This window comes from Fulvivirga kasyanovii (genome assembly GCF_009711405.1).
GTDB lineage: Bacteria > Bacteroidota > Bacteroidia > Cytophagales > Cyclobacteriaceae > Fulvivirga > Fulvivirga kasyanovii.
Genome location: NZ_SMLW01000547.1, coordinates 1 through 17,767, shown reverse-complemented (window position 1 = coordinate 17,767; position 17,767 = coordinate 1). Strand labels below are relative to the sequence as shown.

General features: G+C 43.5%; 11 protein-coding genes and 1 pseudogene. 5 read left to right on the top strand and 7 right to left on the bottom strand.

What is annotated here, in order from left to right:
- Window positions 1–670, bottom strand: a pseudogene (locus E1163_RS13085) (hypothetical protein); the annotation flags it as partial.
- Between the two features lie 109 nt (window positions 671–779).
- Between E1163_RS13085 and E1163_RS13080 the strand changes: the two are divergent.
- Window positions 780–1,472, top strand: a complete 693-nt coding sequence (locus E1163_RS13080; RefSeq protein ID WP_155172465.1) for an aspartyl/asparaginyl beta-hydroxylase domain-containing protein — start codon at window positions 780–782, stop codon at window positions 1,470–1,472.
- Between the two features lie 116 nt (window positions 1,473–1,588).
- Here the strand turns inward: E1163_RS13080 and E1163_RS13075 are convergent, their stop codons facing one another.
- Window positions 1,589–2,371: a PKD domain-containing protein gene (locus E1163_RS13075; protein ID WP_155172462.1), complete on the bottom strand. Its 783-nt coding sequence runs from the start codon at window positions 2,369–2,371 to the stop codon at window positions 1,589–1,591.
- 342 nt (window positions 2,372–2,713) lie between these two features.
- Here E1163_RS13075 and E1163_RS13070 point away from each other — a divergent pair, with 342 nt between their 5' ends.
- Both E1163_RS13070 and E1163_RS30570 read left to right on the top strand, forming a co-directional pair.
- Window positions 2,714–3,124, top strand: a complete 411-nt coding sequence (locus E1163_RS13070; protein ID WP_155172458.1) for a hypothetical protein — start codon at window positions 2,714–2,716, stop codon at window positions 3,122–3,124.
- A gap of 180 nt (window positions 3,125–3,304) precedes the next feature.
- Window positions 3,305–3,472, top strand: coding sequence for a hypothetical protein (locus tag E1163_RS30570; protein WP_185156077.1), 168 nt, complete (start codon window positions 3,305–3,307; stop codon window positions 3,470–3,472).
- Window positions 3,473–3,643: 171 nt separating this feature from the next.
- Here E1163_RS30570 and E1163_RS13065 read toward each other — a convergent pair whose 3' ends face one another.
- From E1163_RS13065 to E1163_RS13045, 5 genes are all read right to left on the bottom strand, one after another.
- On the bottom strand, window positions 3,644–5,170 hold the full coding sequence (locus E1163_RS13065) for a RagB/SusD family nutrient uptake outer membrane protein (protein ID WP_155172453.1): 1,527 nt from the start codon (window positions 5,168–5,170) through the stop codon (window positions 3,644–3,646).
- A gap of 18 nt (window positions 5,171–5,188) precedes the next feature.
- The gene (locus E1163_RS13060; RefSeq protein WP_155172450.1) at window positions 5,189–8,281 is read right to left on the bottom strand and encodes a SusC/RagA family TonB-linked outer membrane protein; all 3,093 of its coding nucleotides are present in this window, start codon (window positions 8,279–8,281) and stop codon (window positions 5,189–5,191) included.
- A 359-nt stretch (window positions 8,282–8,640) separates the two neighbouring features.
- The gene (locus E1163_RS13055) at window positions 8,641–9,186 is read right to left on the bottom strand and encodes an REP-associated tyrosine transposase (protein WP_155172447.1); all 546 of its coding nucleotides are present in this window, start codon (window positions 9,184–9,186) and stop codon (window positions 8,641–8,643) included.
- Window positions 9,187–9,332: 146 nt separating this feature from the next.
- A complete protein-coding gene (locus tag E1163_RS13050; protein WP_155172444.1) occupies window positions 9,333–9,953 on the bottom strand; it encodes a hypothetical protein in 621 nt (206 codons plus the stop codon).
- 129 nt (window positions 9,954–10,082) lie between these two features.
- Window positions 10,083–14,213 carry a two-component regulator propeller domain-containing protein gene (locus tag E1163_RS13045; RefSeq protein ID WP_155172441.1) on the bottom strand — a complete coding sequence of 1,377 codons (4,131 nt, stop codon included), beginning with the start codon at window positions 14,211–14,213 and terminating at the stop codon, window positions 10,083–10,085.
- A gap of 146 nt (window positions 14,214–14,359) precedes the next feature.
- Here E1163_RS13045 and E1163_RS13040 point away from each other — a divergent pair, with 146 nt between their 5' ends.
- On the top strand, window positions 14,360–16,654 hold the full coding sequence (locus E1163_RS13040) for a glycoside hydrolase family 3 N-terminal domain-containing protein (protein WP_246223651.1): 2,295 nt from the start codon (window positions 14,360–14,362) through the stop codon (window positions 16,652–16,654).
- On the top strand, window positions 16,654–17,655 hold the full coding sequence (locus tag E1163_RS13035) for an SMP-30/gluconolactonase/LRE family protein (protein WP_246223650.1): 1,002 nt from the start codon (window positions 16,654–16,656) through the stop codon (window positions 17,653–17,655). The genes E1163_RS13040 and E1163_RS13035 overlap by 1 nt, the downstream gene beginning before the upstream one ends.
- The last annotated feature ends 112 nt before the right edge of the window (window positions 17,656–17,767 follow it).

The window sequence follows — 17,767 nt, the reverse complement described above, 5'->3', positions numbered from 1 at the left end:
AAAGTACATTAGCTGCATACAAATCAAGGTCATGGGCAGGAATGCCTTTTAGCTGGAATACATCCTTTTTGAGTAAACCGGGCACCATGTGCATGCCGCGAACGCGTTGATGTGATTGCAGTACTTCTACCGGTTCTCTGTATAGAAATATTGCAGGCACACCGGGAAATGCCTGCCTGATAAGTTCATAATAAGCAAGGTGCCAACTGTCCCATTTGATGAAAAGGTATTGATGTGGAGCCTTTCTTTTTTGTCCCATAAGGGTGATGGCTGCTCTTAGCGTTTCAATCTTAACATCATGGCTGAGGTCTGAGCTCAGAATTTCATCAGTCAGCGGTGGCTCGGAATAAACGATGTTTTTGGCGGATTGGGCAAGCATCTGAGTAATCAGGGTTGAGCCGCACCGGGAAATATGGAAGATAAATAGTGCGGGCTTAATGGTATCGGTTGGTTTTGATGTGCCAAGCTCATTGAACTCGTGCAGAGAAGTATTTTTGGTTTTCGGAGACTCGTATCTAATCAATCTTATATCGTCTTCGAAAAATGGCTCCATGAAATCTTTATCTCCAGCATATATCCATTGTACCTCTTCTTTTTCTGCATCGAAGGCAACGGGTATCCATTTGTTGAAGTCATCAATGGTGCGTATGGCATTTTTGCTCGATGTCATTCAGTTTTTTTATTTAACAGATGATTGTACTGCTTAAATGTTTGTAGCTAAAATGTTAATTTTAAAAAAGCCATGTTTGGCCAGTCATTAAATTTAAACAACATTTTCAATGAAAAGCTATGCAAAATTGCCCTTTCAGTTTGATTCTGCACGGCTTCAGCAGGAGCTAGAGGTTTGTACACAAAACTGGACCAGGCATTTTAACACGGCATACTACTCTGGCGAGTGGAGTGGCATACCCCTACGGTCACCTCAGGGAGAGAGCCATGGCCTGTCGGCAGGCCATGCCGATAGCAGGCAGTTTGCCGATGAGTCGGTGCTGGAACACTTGCCTTATACCCGGTCGGTGATAGAAACTATCAACACCCCGAAAAGCTCCGTCAGGTACCTGCGATTGACTCCAGGATCAGAAATAAAGCCTCATAAAGATTACGATCTGGTATTTTGGGATGGATTTGTAAGGCTACACATTCCTATACTCACCAATGACCAGGTGAAATTTATGCTCAATGACGACCTGCTTAACATGCAATCCGGAGAATGCTGGTTTGCAGACTTTAGCCAAACCCACAGTGTGGAAAATGGTGGAAAAACTGACCGGGTACATCTGGTTATCGATTGCCAGGTAAATGAGTGGTTGAAGGCACTATTTATAGAAAATGGAATTATTGAAAGCGCAGAAAAGGCGCCCACAGAAATGGAGCAATATGATGAAGGTACAAAAAAAATGATTATTGAGCAGTTGGAGGCTCAGGGAACAGAAGTTGCACTACAATTAGCGGCTAAAATGAAAAAAACATAACATTCAAAAGAGATGGGGGGCAAGTACGACCCATATATTGCCAGATTGAAATAAAAAAAGTCCCAGGTCAAAAACCATGGGACTTCTCTTTATTTTTTAAGACCACTGGATCCTAATTAATATTTCTGAACTTTAATATCAACCAAAAGCCTGTCACTATTAACAGCTTTGGTTTTTATTACTCCTTTTCGGCCTGTTGATGTTTCAAATAAAACTGTATTGGGAATAGAGCCGTTCCCAAAACTATCATTGGTTTCTTCGATGGTTAAACCAGACAATTTGCCGTCATTGGTCATAGCATCGAACTCCTCAACGGTTATTGAAGGGGTCTCCTCATAATTGGTAACCTTTGTTGCTATTGCTCCAGGTACATTATAATCTTCGTCGGTTGGACTCTCGAAGAAATACATGGTATTGGCCATGCTGCCAAATGCCAGATTTATTTTTGAACCGTTATCCGAGCTTATCTCACTATCTTTATAAATTTCACCGGTTTCCAGAGAAAACAGGCGACCATAAGTAGCATCACCAGCGTTAAGACCAAATTCTACGTCATTAAAAGTTGTAATGGCAGTATTACCTGAAACAGATACTGTTTTGGTAGTCTTCTCTTCATTAGAACCATTGATTGCTATTAGAGAAATAGTAAGATCACCCGCTTTGTCCACCTTAACTGTTGGTACTTGCTCTTCTGACGACGAAATATCGGCACCCTCACTAAATGACCACTCATAGGCTGATGCTCCTGTAGAGTTATTAACGATTATGATTTCTGCATTGGGAGATTCGCCCGATACAGTAGCTGTAAAATCTGCAACCAGAGGAGTTTCCTCATCATCACTGGAGCAGGAAAAAAATAAAGCACTTGCAAACAATCCTAGAATAAACGTTTTCTTCATGATAAAAAATTTGTTGTTAATAAAGTGGTTATAAATAGGGACTCAACAGTGGAAGTAACCCCCATAAGGATGTTTTTTCCCGATAAAAAAATATAAATAACTTATGGATTGTCTAATTAATCAAAACAATTATTAAATTAATTTAACCATTGTTAACTAAACCTATCATGCGGCACTCGATTGCAACATATTGATTTATAATCTTACAAATGCAGGGTAAATCCTTCTCCGGATATAGCATCTTTATCATTTTATTTGTAAATTCCCTACCCGAAATCAGAGGTCGTTTGTTATTAACCTGCTAATGCTAAAATACATTTGGTTGGCAAACGTTATTACAATATGATAAACAGGCAAAGAAATATAGCGTTTAAACTGGTTGCACTGTTCTTCGCTATTGCATTCTTTAATGTTAGCCTTGCTCCTGATCAGTCTGAACAGGAAGCCGGCAAGGTTGCAGATATCTCTGTTTGTGATTCCATGTATCATCAAGCTGATGATGCTGATAATTTCTTTACGCAGGTACTGGAGGTAGGATGGGACATTTACCAGGCTATTCCCGATACTGAAACCACCCAAAAAGAAGAACAAAATTCAAAAAAGAGCCATACAGACTGGTTCTATAGCTTTGATCCCTTTCCGGTAGCCTGTATGTGTACAGACAAGCCACTACATAGTACTTTATTTCTTAATGTCGATTTTAGAAACTACATCAAGGAGGTCATTCCACCTCCTCCAAAGGTTTTAGTGTAATCAATGTCATTATACCTCATTATTGCCATTAGGCCTTAAGCCATATGAAATGTGTGCTTAAATGTGGCAAGTAATTATTGTCAGGTTATAAAAAGCCCTTTGGCCATAGTAGTTTCTCATGGCCTATAGATTAAACGAAAAGGCCAGGGGCATTTTTTCAAACTAATTAAAAAACAAGCAATGAAAACATCAATGCTGGAATACTATAAGATCGTGCTGAGAAAAGTTAGCTTTCATCCTCAGCTCTTCAGAAAAGAATACAGAAAAGCACTGTTTTACTTAACTGAGGACGAATCGCTCGAACTTAAGCTATGGCTGAGAGGAAATTTAGCATACATACCCACATGATGTAAACCTATTACTTTTTTCTAAAAAAATCCCGGCCAAAGCGGCTATTTAGCCTCCCCAGCCGGGATTTTTCAATTCATTGCTATTAGTACTTCTTAGTTCAATGTCGTAGACGCGGCAGGCAAATTACCCGCACAAGTCACCTATGAACAAGTAGCCAGTAAGCCTGCCCTACCACTTATCGTTCTGCCCTAAATTACCTCTGACCACGTCATCAAATGGAATAGGAAATAGGTTGTGTTTTCCCTCCACGAAGCCCAGGTCACCAAGTTCCTGCGAAGCACGACCCCAGCGCACAAGATCGAGAAATCGGAAGCCTTCAAAGGCAAGCTCCAGTTGTCGCTCAGTAACTATGGCTTCGAACAGTGCCGTACCTGATGCTGCTATATCATCCAGACCTGCCCGGTCACGCACTTTGTTGAGTTCAGTGAGGGCACGACCTTCATTGCCTGCGTTGTAGAAAGCCTCTGCAGCCATAAGGAGTACGTCGGCATAACGCATTAACCTCCAGTTAGTAGCATAATTTAGATCAGCCACGGCATCAGGGTTTGTTTGGGTACTATAGGTGCCATACTTCCTTCTGATAAAGCCATTGTAATCCCACACGTTTTCTCCTGTCCATGCTCCACCGGCAGCTACCAGTTCAGCTTCTGACATCAGCGTATTTACTTTTCTGGCACTATCACCGGCATTGACAAAGGCATCGTACAATTCTTCGGAAGGATACAGAAAACCCCAGCCCGCAATAAGTGAGTCTCCTGGTGCTGGTTCATAAAAACCCCCTCTTGGACCCATAAGCTGAATATGGATATTGCTCTCCTGTAGCCTGCCATTGTCCCATGGGAAGTTACCCCAATCGTAGCCCACCGAACTTACAAACTGCACTTCAAAAACGGACTCTTTGCCCAGTTCACCAGCTTCAGTCCAGTTGTCGGCATAGTTATCATGCAGATCATATTCGTTGGAGGCAATTACAGCATCGAGAAAATATGCGGCGCTGTCCCACTGCTGCTGATAGAGGTAAGCTTTGCCAAGCAGCGCCTGGGCTGTACCTTTCGAAACCCTGAACTGATCCGCTGCACTGTACTCGCTTTTCAGAGGCAATAGTTCGATTGCCTCACGCAGGTCTTTCTCAATTTGATCGTAAACAATATTACTGGCCACACGTTCCTGCTCATACTCTGATTGATCAGGCTCGGCAAGTAACAAAGGCACATCGCCAAACATAGAAACCAGTTCAAAGTAGTTGTATGCCCGAAGCGCCTTGGCCTCAGCGATCAAAGCCTTTCTGAAATCGTTCTCCGGCTCCACCAGGTTGATAACTTTATTGGCTCTGAATATACCAAAATAAGCCATTCTCCATGTACCCAACACACCGCCATTCTGAGAGTCGTATGTGTAGTCATCCAGGTTTTGATATTGTGGCTGGTCGCCACTACCTCCACCACCGGCAGTCCCCTCATCTGAAGGTAGTGTTTTTACCAGGTAGTTGCTTGACCAGCCCGTATTGTAGTGATATTGCAGGATGTCATAAACGGCTATGGTAGCCCTGAATGCATCCTGATCAGTTTTGTAAAATTCTTCAGTCGACTTTCTTCCATAGATCTCCTTATCAAGATAGTCGTCAGAGCATGAAGCCAGAACCGTCAGCGCGCTTAACATGCCCATTGCCCATATTTTTATATAATTCTTTTTCATAATCTCGTCGGTTTGTAATTAGAAGCTAAGTGATAATCCGGTCATGAACTTTTTAGGAATAGGATATACTCCCCTGTCTATGCCCTGGCTGTTATCATCATTACTACCAGCTTCAGGGTCAAGTCCCGGATATTTGGTAAATGTGAAGTAATCTTCCAGAGACACATAAACCCGGATGGAGTTGAACTTCAGCCTGTTGAGCAGGTTTTCCGGCAGGGTATAACCCAATTGCAACTGCTTTATACGCGCATACGAGCCGTTAAACACCATCAAATCACTGTTGTAGATGTATGGGTTATCAGTATCGGCGGCAAACCAGTCATTGGTGCTTCCTTCACCAGTCCATCGGTCCTCGTAAAAGAATTCAGGCTTATTCACAGTACCGCGGTCAGTTCTGTTGAAGCCCATGAGTATGTCATTGCCTTTTGAGCCTTGTACGAACACGGTCAGGTCAAAACCTTTGTAGCCTACGTTAACACGCCCGCCATATAAAAAGTCCGGATGAGGGTCGCCTATATAAGTCTGATCTTCAGGAGTGATTCGCCCATCCTGATTAACGTCTACCACTACTGGCTCACCCGGGGCCGGGCTGTACTCCGACAGGTTGTTGTCACTGATGTAGTTGTCGATCTGTTCCTGGTTCTGGAATATACCATCAGTCTTGTAACCTCTGAAATACCAGATAGGCAAACCTTCTTCAAAATATGATGCGGTCCAACCTGTACCTACGCCAGCACCCTGGATCTTGTCAGGCACGAGTGGGTTCAGGAAGATCACTTCATTATCTACGGTGGTCATATTAGCAGAGATCTCATAGTAGAAATCGCCTGCGGACTTGGTGTATGCTACTTCAAACTCAAAACCTTTGTTTCTTACATCTCCCCCGTTTACAGTGGCACCATCGTTACCAATGTAGTGAGGTGGTGTACTGGCAGTAAGAAGGCCTTTGGTTGTTTTATTGTAATAATCAACAGTTATTCTCAGTTGGTCATCAAGCAAGCCAAAATCCAGGCCAAGGTCTACCTGCTCACTGGTTTCCCATACCAGGTCCGGGTTAGGAAGGAAGTCTGGTTCTGCACCTACATAGAAGCCTCCTGTACCTGTAGGGTACCGTATACCTTGGGTGGTAATGATAGAGGCATACTGCCCGGGAGTAAGTGATCTGAGATTACCATTTTCTCCCCAACTTGCTCTTACTTTCAGGAAGTTGATGAAGGTTTCGGGGAAGAAATTCTCAGCAGATACTACCCAGCCGGCAGACACTGAGGGGAAAAGGTCCCATCGGTTGTCTTCAGGAAGAAGGGAAGATCCATCGTACCTGAATGTGGCATTGAGCAAATATTTGTCGGAGAAAGTATAGGAAACCCGTCCGAAGTATGATAAAAGGCTTTTGTCTTCTCTGGAGCTTCCTATAAGATCGCTTTCATCAGGAATATAATCATAGTATGCGAATTTATCGTCTTCATCAAACATCGGCCCGCCTGAGCCATTGAGCTTGTTGTAAACGGTATTAATGGCAGATGTACCTAACAGGATAGAGAAGTCATGCTCAGCAATGCTGTTGGTATAGGTAGCAAAATTTTCCCACTGGGTGGTGAACCACTTTTCATTGTTGTCCCTTACTGTTGGCGTGTTGTTTTTTCTCTCGTTAGAGAAATAATAAGTAGGGAACCATTCATGGTTAAGCTGAAAAGCCGCATCAATACCAAAACGAGAGGTAAATTTAATATGCTTAATAGGAGTCAGTTCAGCATAGATGTTACCCACTACTTTGTCCTGTACTATTTCTCCCCGGGTATTTTGGATCATGGCCAATGGATTGCCGATCTCTCCCTGTACAAACCTTGAAATACCATAGTAATTGCCATCATCATCTTGTGTAAGCGTTTCCCCGGCATCCAATGCAGCCTGCGCATGTGCTGGTAGCCCATTGGTATAAATTACCGGGGTCGTGGGATCCATGAGTATGGCATTACCTACTACTGAGCCAAATTCATCATCCTCGGCAATCGTACTTCTTTTGAAGTGAGAATAAGAGAGCCTGTTACCGATCTTCAGCCAGTCTTTGATCTGGTGGTCTGAGTTTAAACGGGCTGTATACCTGTCAAACTGCGCTTTGTCACCACCGGCAACACCATCTTGTGTATAGAAGCTCCCACCTACCAGGTAAGTTGAGTTTTCTGAGCCTCCACTAAGGTTAAGGCTATGTTTTTGGAGGGGTGCACTTTCGAACAGCTCATCCAGCCAGTCCGTTCCTTCTACACCCTGATAGTCGGCAGGGTCAGGTAAAGTTCCGGAAGCACCCGCTTCGTTAAGATACTCTGCATACTGCTGAGCATTCATCATGTCCATGCGGTCGCCGACCGTCTGGATACCATACTGAAAGTTATAGTTAATTTGTGGCTTTCCTGCTTTACCGGTTTTGGTAGAGATCAGGACTACACCATTGGCACCTTCAGCACCGTAGATAGCTGCCGAAGCCGCATCTTTCAGCACCTCTATTGAGGCTATCTCGCTGGGGTCGAGGTACTCTATGCCACCGGTCCTGATACCATCTACTATATAAAGCGGACCAGCATCTCCATTAGAGCCGGTACCTCTGATACGTACCTTCAGGCCACTACCGGGTGAGCCGGAGTTAGCCAGTACGTTAACACCGGCAGTTCGACCCTGAAGGGCCTGCTCTACTCTAAGTGTTGAGGTATTGGTGATTTGCTCTGCCTCAATACTGGATATGGCACCGGTCAGTAAGCTTTTTTGTTGCTCACCATAACCAATTACTACCACTTCTGACAGAGCAGTTACATCAGTGGAAAGGTTAACATCCACTACGGAACGGTTTTGAATGTTAACCTCTTCCGTGGCATAACCAATAAATGAAAAAATAAGGGTACTGCTACCTTCGGGCACCTGCAGACTATAGTTACCTTCTATGTCTGTAGTGGTACCAGTGGATGTACCCTTTACAATAATACTTACGCCTGGTAAGGCGCTGTTTGATTCTGCGTCCAGAACTCTTCCGGACACCTGTCTATCCTGTCCGTAAAGGACTATTGGTGCCCACAGGCAAACCAACAGGATAATCACTTTAAGGGGGTTAAGGTTCTTCATAAGCGATGATTGTTTTTAGTTTAGGTCAATATCATCGTCTAAGGGCAAATGTTGCGGGGATAAACCTTTCTTTTAAGATGGGTATTTATTGCAAACGTTTCCTGAACCCCTGAATAACAGCATCTTACACAATCGAACAGAATATTTTATTTATTGCACTTTGTTATTAGGTCTAAAGTATCGCGAGTAGGCAAAACGATGAGTATCCAGGTAATTCTACGCGGTTTATGCTTAGTCTGCGGCAGGGTGAAAATTATTGCTATTGGTTTCCCTTGTTTATCCTTAGTCTGCCGAAGGGTGACTAAGGATTTAAAATGAAAATGAGTGTCTGTGGCACGGCTTAATTTGCAGTACTTTAATTACAAGAAATCCACTTTCACCAATCCTGGCAAGCCGGCATAATCCCTGGCACTGGACCAACGGTAGTGCTCCGGCTCATCCACAAAGCCAGCCTTTACCGGATTCAGGTGGATGTAATCTAATTTCTGATCTTTAATAGAATTATAATCTAGCTCTATCGGATGGTTATCCTGTTGCCAAAATTGATAGGTTTTATTTCGTTTGTTTCTGGCTCCTACAGCTTTAAATATCCAGAGCATCCAGTTTTTTCTGCTCTCTTGCCCTGATCCATCAATAGCCTTTAAAATTTCCCTGGAGGTAAACTTTTTAAAATCGCGTAAAGTATCTGACAGACAATCCGTTTGGGATGCCACTATTACATGTAAATGGTTACTCATGATAACCCATGAATATACAACGAGGCCCTTTTCCCTGATACAGTAGTTCAAGCTGTCGACAACTATCTGACAATACTGTTCCCGAATAAATACATCAACCCATTCGACCACTGAAAAGGTTAGAAAGTGAATTCCAGACTGATTCCTTATTTTATACCCTCCTGACATGGGCGTCAATTTAGAAAAAGAATGGTAATTATGAAGTTTCGTTTTCCAATTACCGTGTCACAGACACTCGTTCTCATTATTAATTCGTAGTCCCTTCGGTAGACTACGAATAGGCGCTTAAAATTTTCTTGCTAAGGGAAGATGTGCTATTCTTTAATTTGAGTATAGGGCTTCAGATCATTGATCAGCGTATCCATGCTTTTTTGAACTGATGTCATAGTGTTTATGTCAGGAAACTCATTCTGCTGATAAGTTTTCATCATAGGTGCTGTTACTACTATCTTCATTAAGATTTCCTGATCTCGCAAGGATTTTTCCCGCGCATCGAGCAGCTTAGCCACTGAGTCAAGTGGTGATGTCTTTTTATCATATTTGCTCTCTAAAGCTTCTATGAAATTTTTCACTTCAGCCTGTAATGTTGTATCATTTAGCTGATCTGCATATTGTTTTAAGGAGCCCCAATAATTCTGATTGTTTCGAATATATTTATTAAAACTTTTGAGACTATCAGCTTTAATTTCGTCGATTTCAGCAATTCTTGAATTTATCGACCTTAGTTTTTCATCTTTACTGAGTGCCTCATCAAAAAGCTGCTGTATAATATCTTTCCCTCGTCGCTTGCCATATGACAAACTGATATCGGTCATATTCTCATTTAAAACCTCTGGGGTTTCTTCTAAATTCTCTGCTTGCTGCTGTGTATTCCGTTCATCTGTACATGAAAGCGAAAGTACCATTAATAAAAGGATAAGGATTTGCTTTTTCATATCCGGCAATTTAGAAAAAGAATAGTAATTATAAAGTTTTACCCTCCGATTACCACTTCCCGGACATTCGTTATCACTATCGATTAGTAATCCCATCGGTAGCCTACGAATAGTCTCGGAAAGATTTTGTCATGTATTGCTCTGCTGTGCAAACTCCGATGGATTGACTCCGTACTGCTTTTTGAAACATTGCCTGAAATAAGAGAGGTCGTTAAAACCTACCTGATAGGTGACCTCGGCTATGGTCAGGTTTTGTTGCTTCAGAAGCTGGGCTGCCCTTTTAAGTCGGATGGTACGAATAAACTCATTGGCAGACTGGCCGATTAAGCCTTTTAGCTTCCTGTAAAGCTGAATTTTGCTCATGCCCAAATGTGAGCAGAGGTCCTCCACCTGCAGCTCGGAGTTGTCCATGTTGTCCTCCACAAAGCCTACAGCTTTTTTGATGAAGCTTTCATCTGCCGTAGAGATAACCACATGCTTGGGTTCCAGGTTAATGGTTTTGTTATTAAGTACCTGATCCTTGAACATTTTGCGGCTCTTAAGGATATTCTTTATGCGCAGAGCAAGCAATTTTGGATTAAAAGGCTTAGTCACATAATAATTGGCGCCTAGCTCAAACCCCTGTTCTACGCTTTCATTGGAAGCTTTGGCTGTAAGTAATATTACCGGGATATGGCTGGTTTTTTCATCACTTTTTAATCGGGAGCAAAGCTTGTAGCCATCCATTCCGGGCATCATAATATCGGAGATAACGATATCAGGAATTTGCTCCAGTGCCAGCTCCAGGGCTTCCTTTCCATTGGTACACTCCAGTATCCGGTATTCACTTTCCAGATAGCTGCTGATAAATGATAGCATGTCTGCATTGTCTTCGGCTATGAGTACAAGCGGCAGGTCGTTTTCAGCCTTGATGCTTTCCACAGATGCAGCCGGTTCCGGATTCTTGTCAATCAATAACTCATCATGCTCATAATTATCAGTGTTGGCATGGTGGATTATGCGATCTTCGGAGATCTCAGAGGGCTCCAGGTGTTTACTTCCCAGAGGAAACTGCACCTTAAATGTTGTGCCTCGCCCTTCTACACTGCTAACCTCGATCTTGCCTTTGTGCAACTCCACCAGCTCCCTGGTCAGCGCCAGGCCTATGCCGGTACCTTTCAGGTTTACATGATGTTGGGCCCTGTAAAACCGGTTGAAAATATAAGAAACCTGGTCTTGAGGTATGCCGATACCTGAGTCAGCAATGATGATCTCCACCATATTGTCTTTTTGCTGTACGGTCAGGCAGACCTCTCCAAACTCCGGTGTATATTTGATGGCATTCGAAAGCAGGTTGGTAAATACCTTTTCAAGTTTGTCCTGCTCAAAATACATGTATATCGGCTCTTTTGGCAGGTTGGTTTTATAGGTAATGAACTGCTTGTCCGCATACGTGGCAAACGAAAAGGCTATAGGCTTTAAAAATTTAACCAGGTCCTGTTCACTGGCTTTGAGCTTCACACTACCGGATTCCAGCTTTGAAAGATCCAGTATTTGGTTGATCAGCCTGAGTAGCCGCTCTGCATTACGGATCATCATCCGCATTTGCTTTTTGTACTCATTCTTGGTTTCATCAAGGTAGAGTGACTTCAAAGGGCTAAGGATCAGGGTCAGCGGTGTACGGAATTCATGAGAAATATTGGCAAAGAATCGTGATTTCAACTGGTCAAGCTCCTGCATTTTGGTGAGTTCCAGATGCTCCAACTGAAGCTGAGCCTGCAACCGTTCTTTATAGATAATATTATGGCGGGCCCAAAGCAGCATAGCCAGGATGATCAATGCATAGGCTCCATAAGCCCAATATGTGCTGTACCACGGCTTGCTGATGTCAACAATGATGGAGGCTTCCTCTTCGCTCCAGATACCATCGTTGTTAGAACCCCTTACTTTAAAAGTATAAGTCCCCGGAGGTACATTGGTATAGTAGGCCTCTTTGCGGGTACCAGCCTTTTGCCAGTCTTCGTCATAGTTTTCGAGCTTATAAGCATATTCGTTTTTGGCCGACTGCGAAAAATTAAGAGCTGCAAATTCAAAGCTGAAATCATTCTGATCATAGTCAAGCTGAATTTTTTGGGTATTGACGATATTTTGGGCCAGTAGTGAGTTAGGGGCCGTTTTTACTACTTCATCAGAAAGCAGGAACTTGGTAATATAAACCGGAGGTGCATTGGGGTTTTTCTTCACATTTTCCGGATTAAACATATTGAAGCCTTTTATTCCTCCAAATACCAGGTGGCCGTCGCGGGTTTTCAGGCAGGCCGATTTGTAGAACTCGGATGATTGCAAGCCATCGGACTCGTTATAGATTTTAATATTACCGTCTTCTTTGGAATAGCTGGCCAGGCCATTGTTGGTGCTTATCCAGATATTTCTACTGTCGTCTTCCAATATGCCATAGACCACATTGTTTTGCAGGCGCTGGCTGCCCTCTATAACCAGAAACCGGTCTGCCTCCCGATCGTAGTGGTATATGCCTCCGCCCTCCGTTCCTACCCATAGCACACTGTCAGAATCCTCAAAGAGGTAAGTGATGGTGTTGTTATTCAGCCCGGAGTTGTTGGCATCACCATGACAATAGAAATGCTTGTCAGTTACATTCAACTCATCATCTACCCTGATCCGGTTGAGTCCGGCACCTTCGGTGCCTATCCACATATTGCCTTCGTAGTCTTGTAGGATTGACCTTACTTTATTTCCACTAAGTCCCGGCGTGGTCTCTTCATTGATATGATAGAATTTTTGCTTTTCAGGATCATAAATATCCAGTCCGTCGCGGAAAGCAGCTATCCAGACCCTGCCTTTGTTATCTTCGAATAGTTTGTAAATATCATTCCCGGAGAGGGAGTTATTATTATCAGGTCGGTGGATAAGGTGTTTGAATGCGGCTTTACCCTCCGGGAGTATTGAGATGCCACTTTCCCAGGTTGCTACCCACAGGTTGTTTTTTCTGTCGATAAGTACACTTACCACGGCATCGTTGGATAAGCTGCTGCTATCACCGGGTATTTGTTTATACCTTTTAAATTTACCCGTTCTGCGGTCAAAATAATTCAAGCCACCGCCATCAGTTCCCACCCATAAATTGCCCAGGCTGTCTTCTGCAAATGAGCTAATCACGTTATGGCTCAAGGTATGGCTGGGTATACCGCTTTGATAAAGGCCATCGAATTTCTCCTCGTATGGATCCATTTTGTACAGCCCCTGATTATAAGTTCCGATCCAGACGGTGCCATGCCGCCCGGTGCTTAATGACCAGATGGAATTACTGTTGACCCCATAATGGTTTTCAGGGGTATGGAAAAAGTGTTTTGCTGTGCCCCTGGCCTGATCTACCATGAAAAGTCCTTCGTTTTCTGTGCCTACCCAGATTCGGGCTTCCTGGTCTTCGCAAATAGTTAGTACCCGTACTTTAGAAAGGGCTTTGGATAGGGTGTGATTTGTCAGCACATCTTTAAAAATATAGCGCCCGTTGGTGTACACCAGCCGTTTAAGCCCTTGATGCGTGCCTACCAGCAGCGAGCCTTTAGACGTTTTGTAAATATACCTGACCACATTGCTGGCAAATGACTCACGTGACCCTGCTTTAAAAGCAATAAAATTTTTCTTGTTTACATCAAAAAGGTTGATACCACCTCCGTATGTACCCACCCAGAGGTTGCCGTTCCGATCCTGATTGATGGATGTGATGTTGTTGGAAGAGATGCTATATGGGTCTGCCTCATTGGACATAAAGCGTGTAAAGGTACCGCTTTCCTTGTTTAGCAGGTTCAAACCACCCTTTTCGGTGCCTACCCAAATGTTGCCATTAAAATCTTCGAAAACGGCTGTTATAAAATCATCACTTAGCGTATTGGGGTTGTTTTTAATATTCCGGTAAACATAAAAGCGATCTTCATCATAATTGTAATAGTTCAATCCCCCTCCATACGTGCCTATCCAAATGTTGCCATGTTTATCTTCTGCAAGGCACTGTACCGTACTGTTGCTGATCAAAGTAGTATCTCCGTTGATGTGTTCATAAGTCAGGTAGTCCTGCCCGTCGTACCTGTTCAGTCCGTGGCGTGTACCTATCCAGAGAAATCCTTTACTATCTTGCAAAAGGGAGGTAATGGAGTGCTGCGAGAGCCCCTTGGATACGGGATAGAACCGGACATCATTTTCCTGTCCACGGCAGTAGAAAGAAAAAAACAGAAGGATTATGATCAGTTGACTTTTAAACATGGATATGAATTACCATATTAATATGCGTAAAGTCAATTGCATGAAACAATTACCACCTTCAATTGATGTATTTACCAAGGTTAATATTGCCTCTAATTTTCAAGTTTTACAGTTCCCATATTTCGTTTAAAAATTTAAAAACACATATGAATTTCAGAAACAGCTTTAGAAGGGTCATGCAACATGGACTTCTGCTTATTGCAGGTCTGGGTTGCGGTATAGCCCATGCTCAAAAAACCAGCGAGAAGGATGTAGACCAAAAAGTGGAGGCTTTGCTTTCAAAAATGTCTATCGAGGAAAAAGTAGGACAGATGACGCAGGTGACTATTGATCTTATTCTTGATGACAACTCACTGGACGCTATCGATGAGAAAAAACTTAAAGAGGCCATACTTAATAAAAAAGTGGGCTCTATACTTAATGTTAAAGGCAGTGCCTACACCATGGATACATGGCACAAGATACAAAAGCGTATTCAGGAGGTGGCCACAAAAGAAACACCTAATAAAATTCCCGTGCTATATGGTATTGATGCCATTCACGGAGCTAATTATATCGAAGGTTCAACCCTGTACCCTCATAACATAGGGATGGCCGCAAGCCGTAATCCTGAGTTGGTGAGGCAGTCAGCAAAATTAACAGCCACCGAAACCCGCGCCAGCGGTATCCGCTGGAATTTCGACCCGGTGCTTGGTCTGGGAAGGCAGCCGTTATGGTCAAGATTTGAAGAAACCTTTGGGGAAGATGTACACCTGGTAACAGCAATGGGTACTGCCGCCATCAAAGGTTATGAAGAAGACGGCCTCAAAAGCCCTACGGCTGTGGCATCGTGTATGAAGCACTACCTGGGTTACTCTATCCCTGCCAGCGGAAAAGACCGTACCCCGGCTTACATACCGGAATATACCCTCAGAGAATATTTGTTGCCTCCTTTCAAAAGTGCCGTTGATGCAGGAACGTCTACCGTAATGATCAACTCAGGGGAAATCAACGGTGTGCCTGTTCATGCCAGCAAGTATCTTTTAACAGACCTCCTTCGAGGAGAGTTAGGCTTTGAAGGCGTAGCTGTTTCGGACTGGGAGGATGTAATCCGCCTGCACACCAGGCACAAAGTGGCCGACACACCTAAAGAGGCTGTGAGACTTGCCGTAGAAGCCGGTCTGGACATGAGCATGGTACCTTACGACTACTCTTTTTATGACTTATTACTTGAGCTTGTAAAAGAAGGTGCTATTTCTGAAAGTCGCATCGACGAATCTGTACGCAGGATAATCAAGTTAAAATACAAGCTGGGACTTTTCGACAATCCATTCCCCGAAAAGGCCGCTTTGGCAAAAGTTGATCCTAAAAAATCTCAGGAAGTGGCCCTGAATGCTGCAAGGGAAACCATTACCCTGCTAAAAAATGAAAAATCAGTACTACCGCTTAAGAAAGGCGCTAAAGTACTGGTAGCGGGACCAGCCGCCAACAATCTTACTTCACTCCACAGCTCGTGGTCATATGTATGGCAGGGTAACGACGACCGCCAGTATCCCAAGTCTACTTTGACCATAAAAGAAGGTCTGGAGGCTAAACTGGGCAAAGGCAATGTGATCAGCGCTGCCCAAAGAGATTATAACCATGCTGCTAATTTTGATGCAGGGCAATTGAAAAAAGATGCTGCGAGTGTCGATTACATTGTACTTTGCCTGGGTGAAGATGCTTATGCAGAAACTCCCGGCAACATCGACGACCTCACGCTTGACAGCAAGCAGCTTGCTTTGGCTTCGGCTGCTATGGCAACCGGAAAACCTGTTATTCTCGTGCTTGTGGAAGGTCGTCCCCGAGTGATCTCCTCTATCGAAAATGACATACCGGGTATATTATTGGCTTACAGGCCTTCAACCATGGGCGCTCAGGCCATAGCCGAAGTACTTACCGGAGAATATAATCCTAACGGTATACTTCCTTATACATATCCTAAACATACCGGAGACCTGATCAAGTATGATCATAAATACACTGAAGGTATCCGTGAAGATGAACCCAATACCTACACCAATGGAGCTTATCGTCCGCAGTGGGCATTCGGCCATGGTTTGAGTTATACTACTTTTGAGTTTAGCAATTTAAAGGCTGACAAAGCAACTTTTAGCGCAGGGGAAAAACTTAATCTCACTGTAACTGTTAAAAACACAGGTAAAAGAGCAGGAAAAGTAACGGTTGAACTCTATTCCAGGGACCTGTTTGCTTCGATAACTCCGAACTTTAAGCGACTTCGAAAATTCGAAAAGATAGAACTTGCTGCCGGAGCATCGAAGCAAGTCTCTTTTACCGTATCTCCCGAAGAGCTTGCTTTCATCAATGCACAAGGCAAGAAAGTGACTGAGCCGGGAACATTTGAATTTATAGTGAAGGACCAGGTAGTGAGTGTGGAATATAAAACAGGACAGGAGAACTAATGAAAAAGATCACAATTACCGTCCTGGCTCTTTTTGCACTCATTGGCTGCAAAAACCAGCAAGAGAGCATGAAAGAGAATGAGGTTATAGCTGAGAAAGAAGATAGCGTAGCAGTAGAGTCAGCATTTCTGTATGTAGACACCATTGCCGATCTGGGCGAAGGGGCTATATGGAACCACAAATCGAGGGAATACTACTGGATAGATATCGAAAAAGGGAAAGTATTTACTTTCGACCCTCTGACCGAACAGATGAGAACCATCGAAGTAGGGCAAAGGGTAGGTACGGTAGTGCCTTCAACTCAAGAAGGAATTGTATTGGTAGCCTTGCAAAATGGTATATACTCGCTCAACCTGGAGACAGAAGAGCTACAGCTTATGGAGAAGTCGCCATTTGACCCCGAGGTAATACGGTTCAATGATGGTAAATGTGATCCTGCCGGCAGGTTCTGGGTTGGCTCTATGGCCCTTGATACTAAGCCTAACGCCGCCGCTCTATATAGTTTTAATGGTGACAGCACGATCACACAGCAGTTGGATAGCATTTCTATTTCCAACGGTATATGCTGGTCGGCTGATAAGAAAACCATGTATTATATCGATACTCCCACGCAGGCAGTGAAAGCATTTGACTATAATAACGAAACCGGAGCCATTGAAAATGGAAGGGTGGTTGTCAAAATTGAAGACGAAAATGCTTTTCCTGATGGTATGACGATCGATAGCGAAGGCAAGCTCTGGATAGCTCTTTGGGGTGGTTCCAGTGTGGTCCGCTATGACCCGGATAATGGAAAATTATTAAACAAGGTAACTGTTCCCGCCAAAAACGTTACCTCCTGCGCTTTCGGAGGGCCAAACCTCGATACTCTGCTAATCACCACCGCCAGTATAGGCATGAGTGACGATGAAAAAGCAAAATATTCAAGAGCAGGTGCAGTTTACGCCACAGTTCCGGGCGTTAAAGGTGTGAATGGTAATTTCTTTGAGCTCAAAACGGATTAGGTGATCGGTTTCTGAGTACACCGATGTGTAGTGATCGGTATTTAAGTGATCGGTAACCGGTGAATTTTCACTGGTTACCGATTTTTTTTATAGATGCTAACCTATATTATTT

Excerpts from the sequence above, each read along its gene's own strand:
- E1163_RS13080 (WP_155172465.1), top strand. The coding sequence starts at position 780 with ATGAAAAGCTATGCAAAATTGCCCTTTCAGTTTGATTCTGCACGGCTT.
- E1163_RS13075 (WP_155172462.1), bottom strand. The coding sequence starts at position 2,371 with ATGAAGAAAACGTTTATTCTAGGATTGTTTGCAAGTGCTTTATTTTTT.
- E1163_RS13070 (WP_155172458.1), top strand. The coding sequence starts at position 2,714 with ATGATAAACAGGCAAAGAAATATAGCGTTTAAACTGGTTGCACTGTTC.
- E1163_RS30570 (WP_185156077.1), top strand. The coding sequence starts at position 3,305 with ATGAAAACATCAATGCTGGAATACTATAAGATCGTGCTGAGAAAAGTT.
- E1163_RS13065 (WP_155172453.1), bottom strand. The coding sequence starts at position 5,170 with ATGAAAAAGAATTATATAAAAATATGGGCAATGGGCATGTTAAGCGCG.
- E1163_RS13060 (WP_155172450.1), bottom strand. The coding sequence starts at position 8,281 with ATGAAGAACCTTAACCCCCTTAAAGTGATTATCCTGTTGGTTTGCCTG.
- E1163_RS13055 (WP_155172447.1), bottom strand. The coding sequence starts at position 9,186 with ATGTCAGGAGGGTATAAAATAAGGAATCAGTCTGGAATTCACTTTCTA.
- E1163_RS13050 (WP_155172444.1), bottom strand. The coding sequence starts at position 9,953 with ATGAAAAAGCAAATCCTTATCCTTTTATTAATGGTACTTTCGCTTTCA.
- E1163_RS13045 (WP_155172441.1), bottom strand. The coding sequence starts at position 14,213 with ATGTTTAAAAGTCAACTGATCATAATCCTTCTGTTTTTTTCTTTCTAC.
- E1163_RS13040 (WP_246223651.1), top strand. The coding sequence starts at position 14,360 with ATGAATTTCAGAAACAGCTTTAGAAGGGTCATGCAACATGGACTTCTG.
- E1163_RS13035 (WP_246223650.1), top strand. The coding sequence starts at position 16,654 with ATGAAAAAGATCACAATTACCGTCCTGGCTCTTTTTGCACTCATTGGC.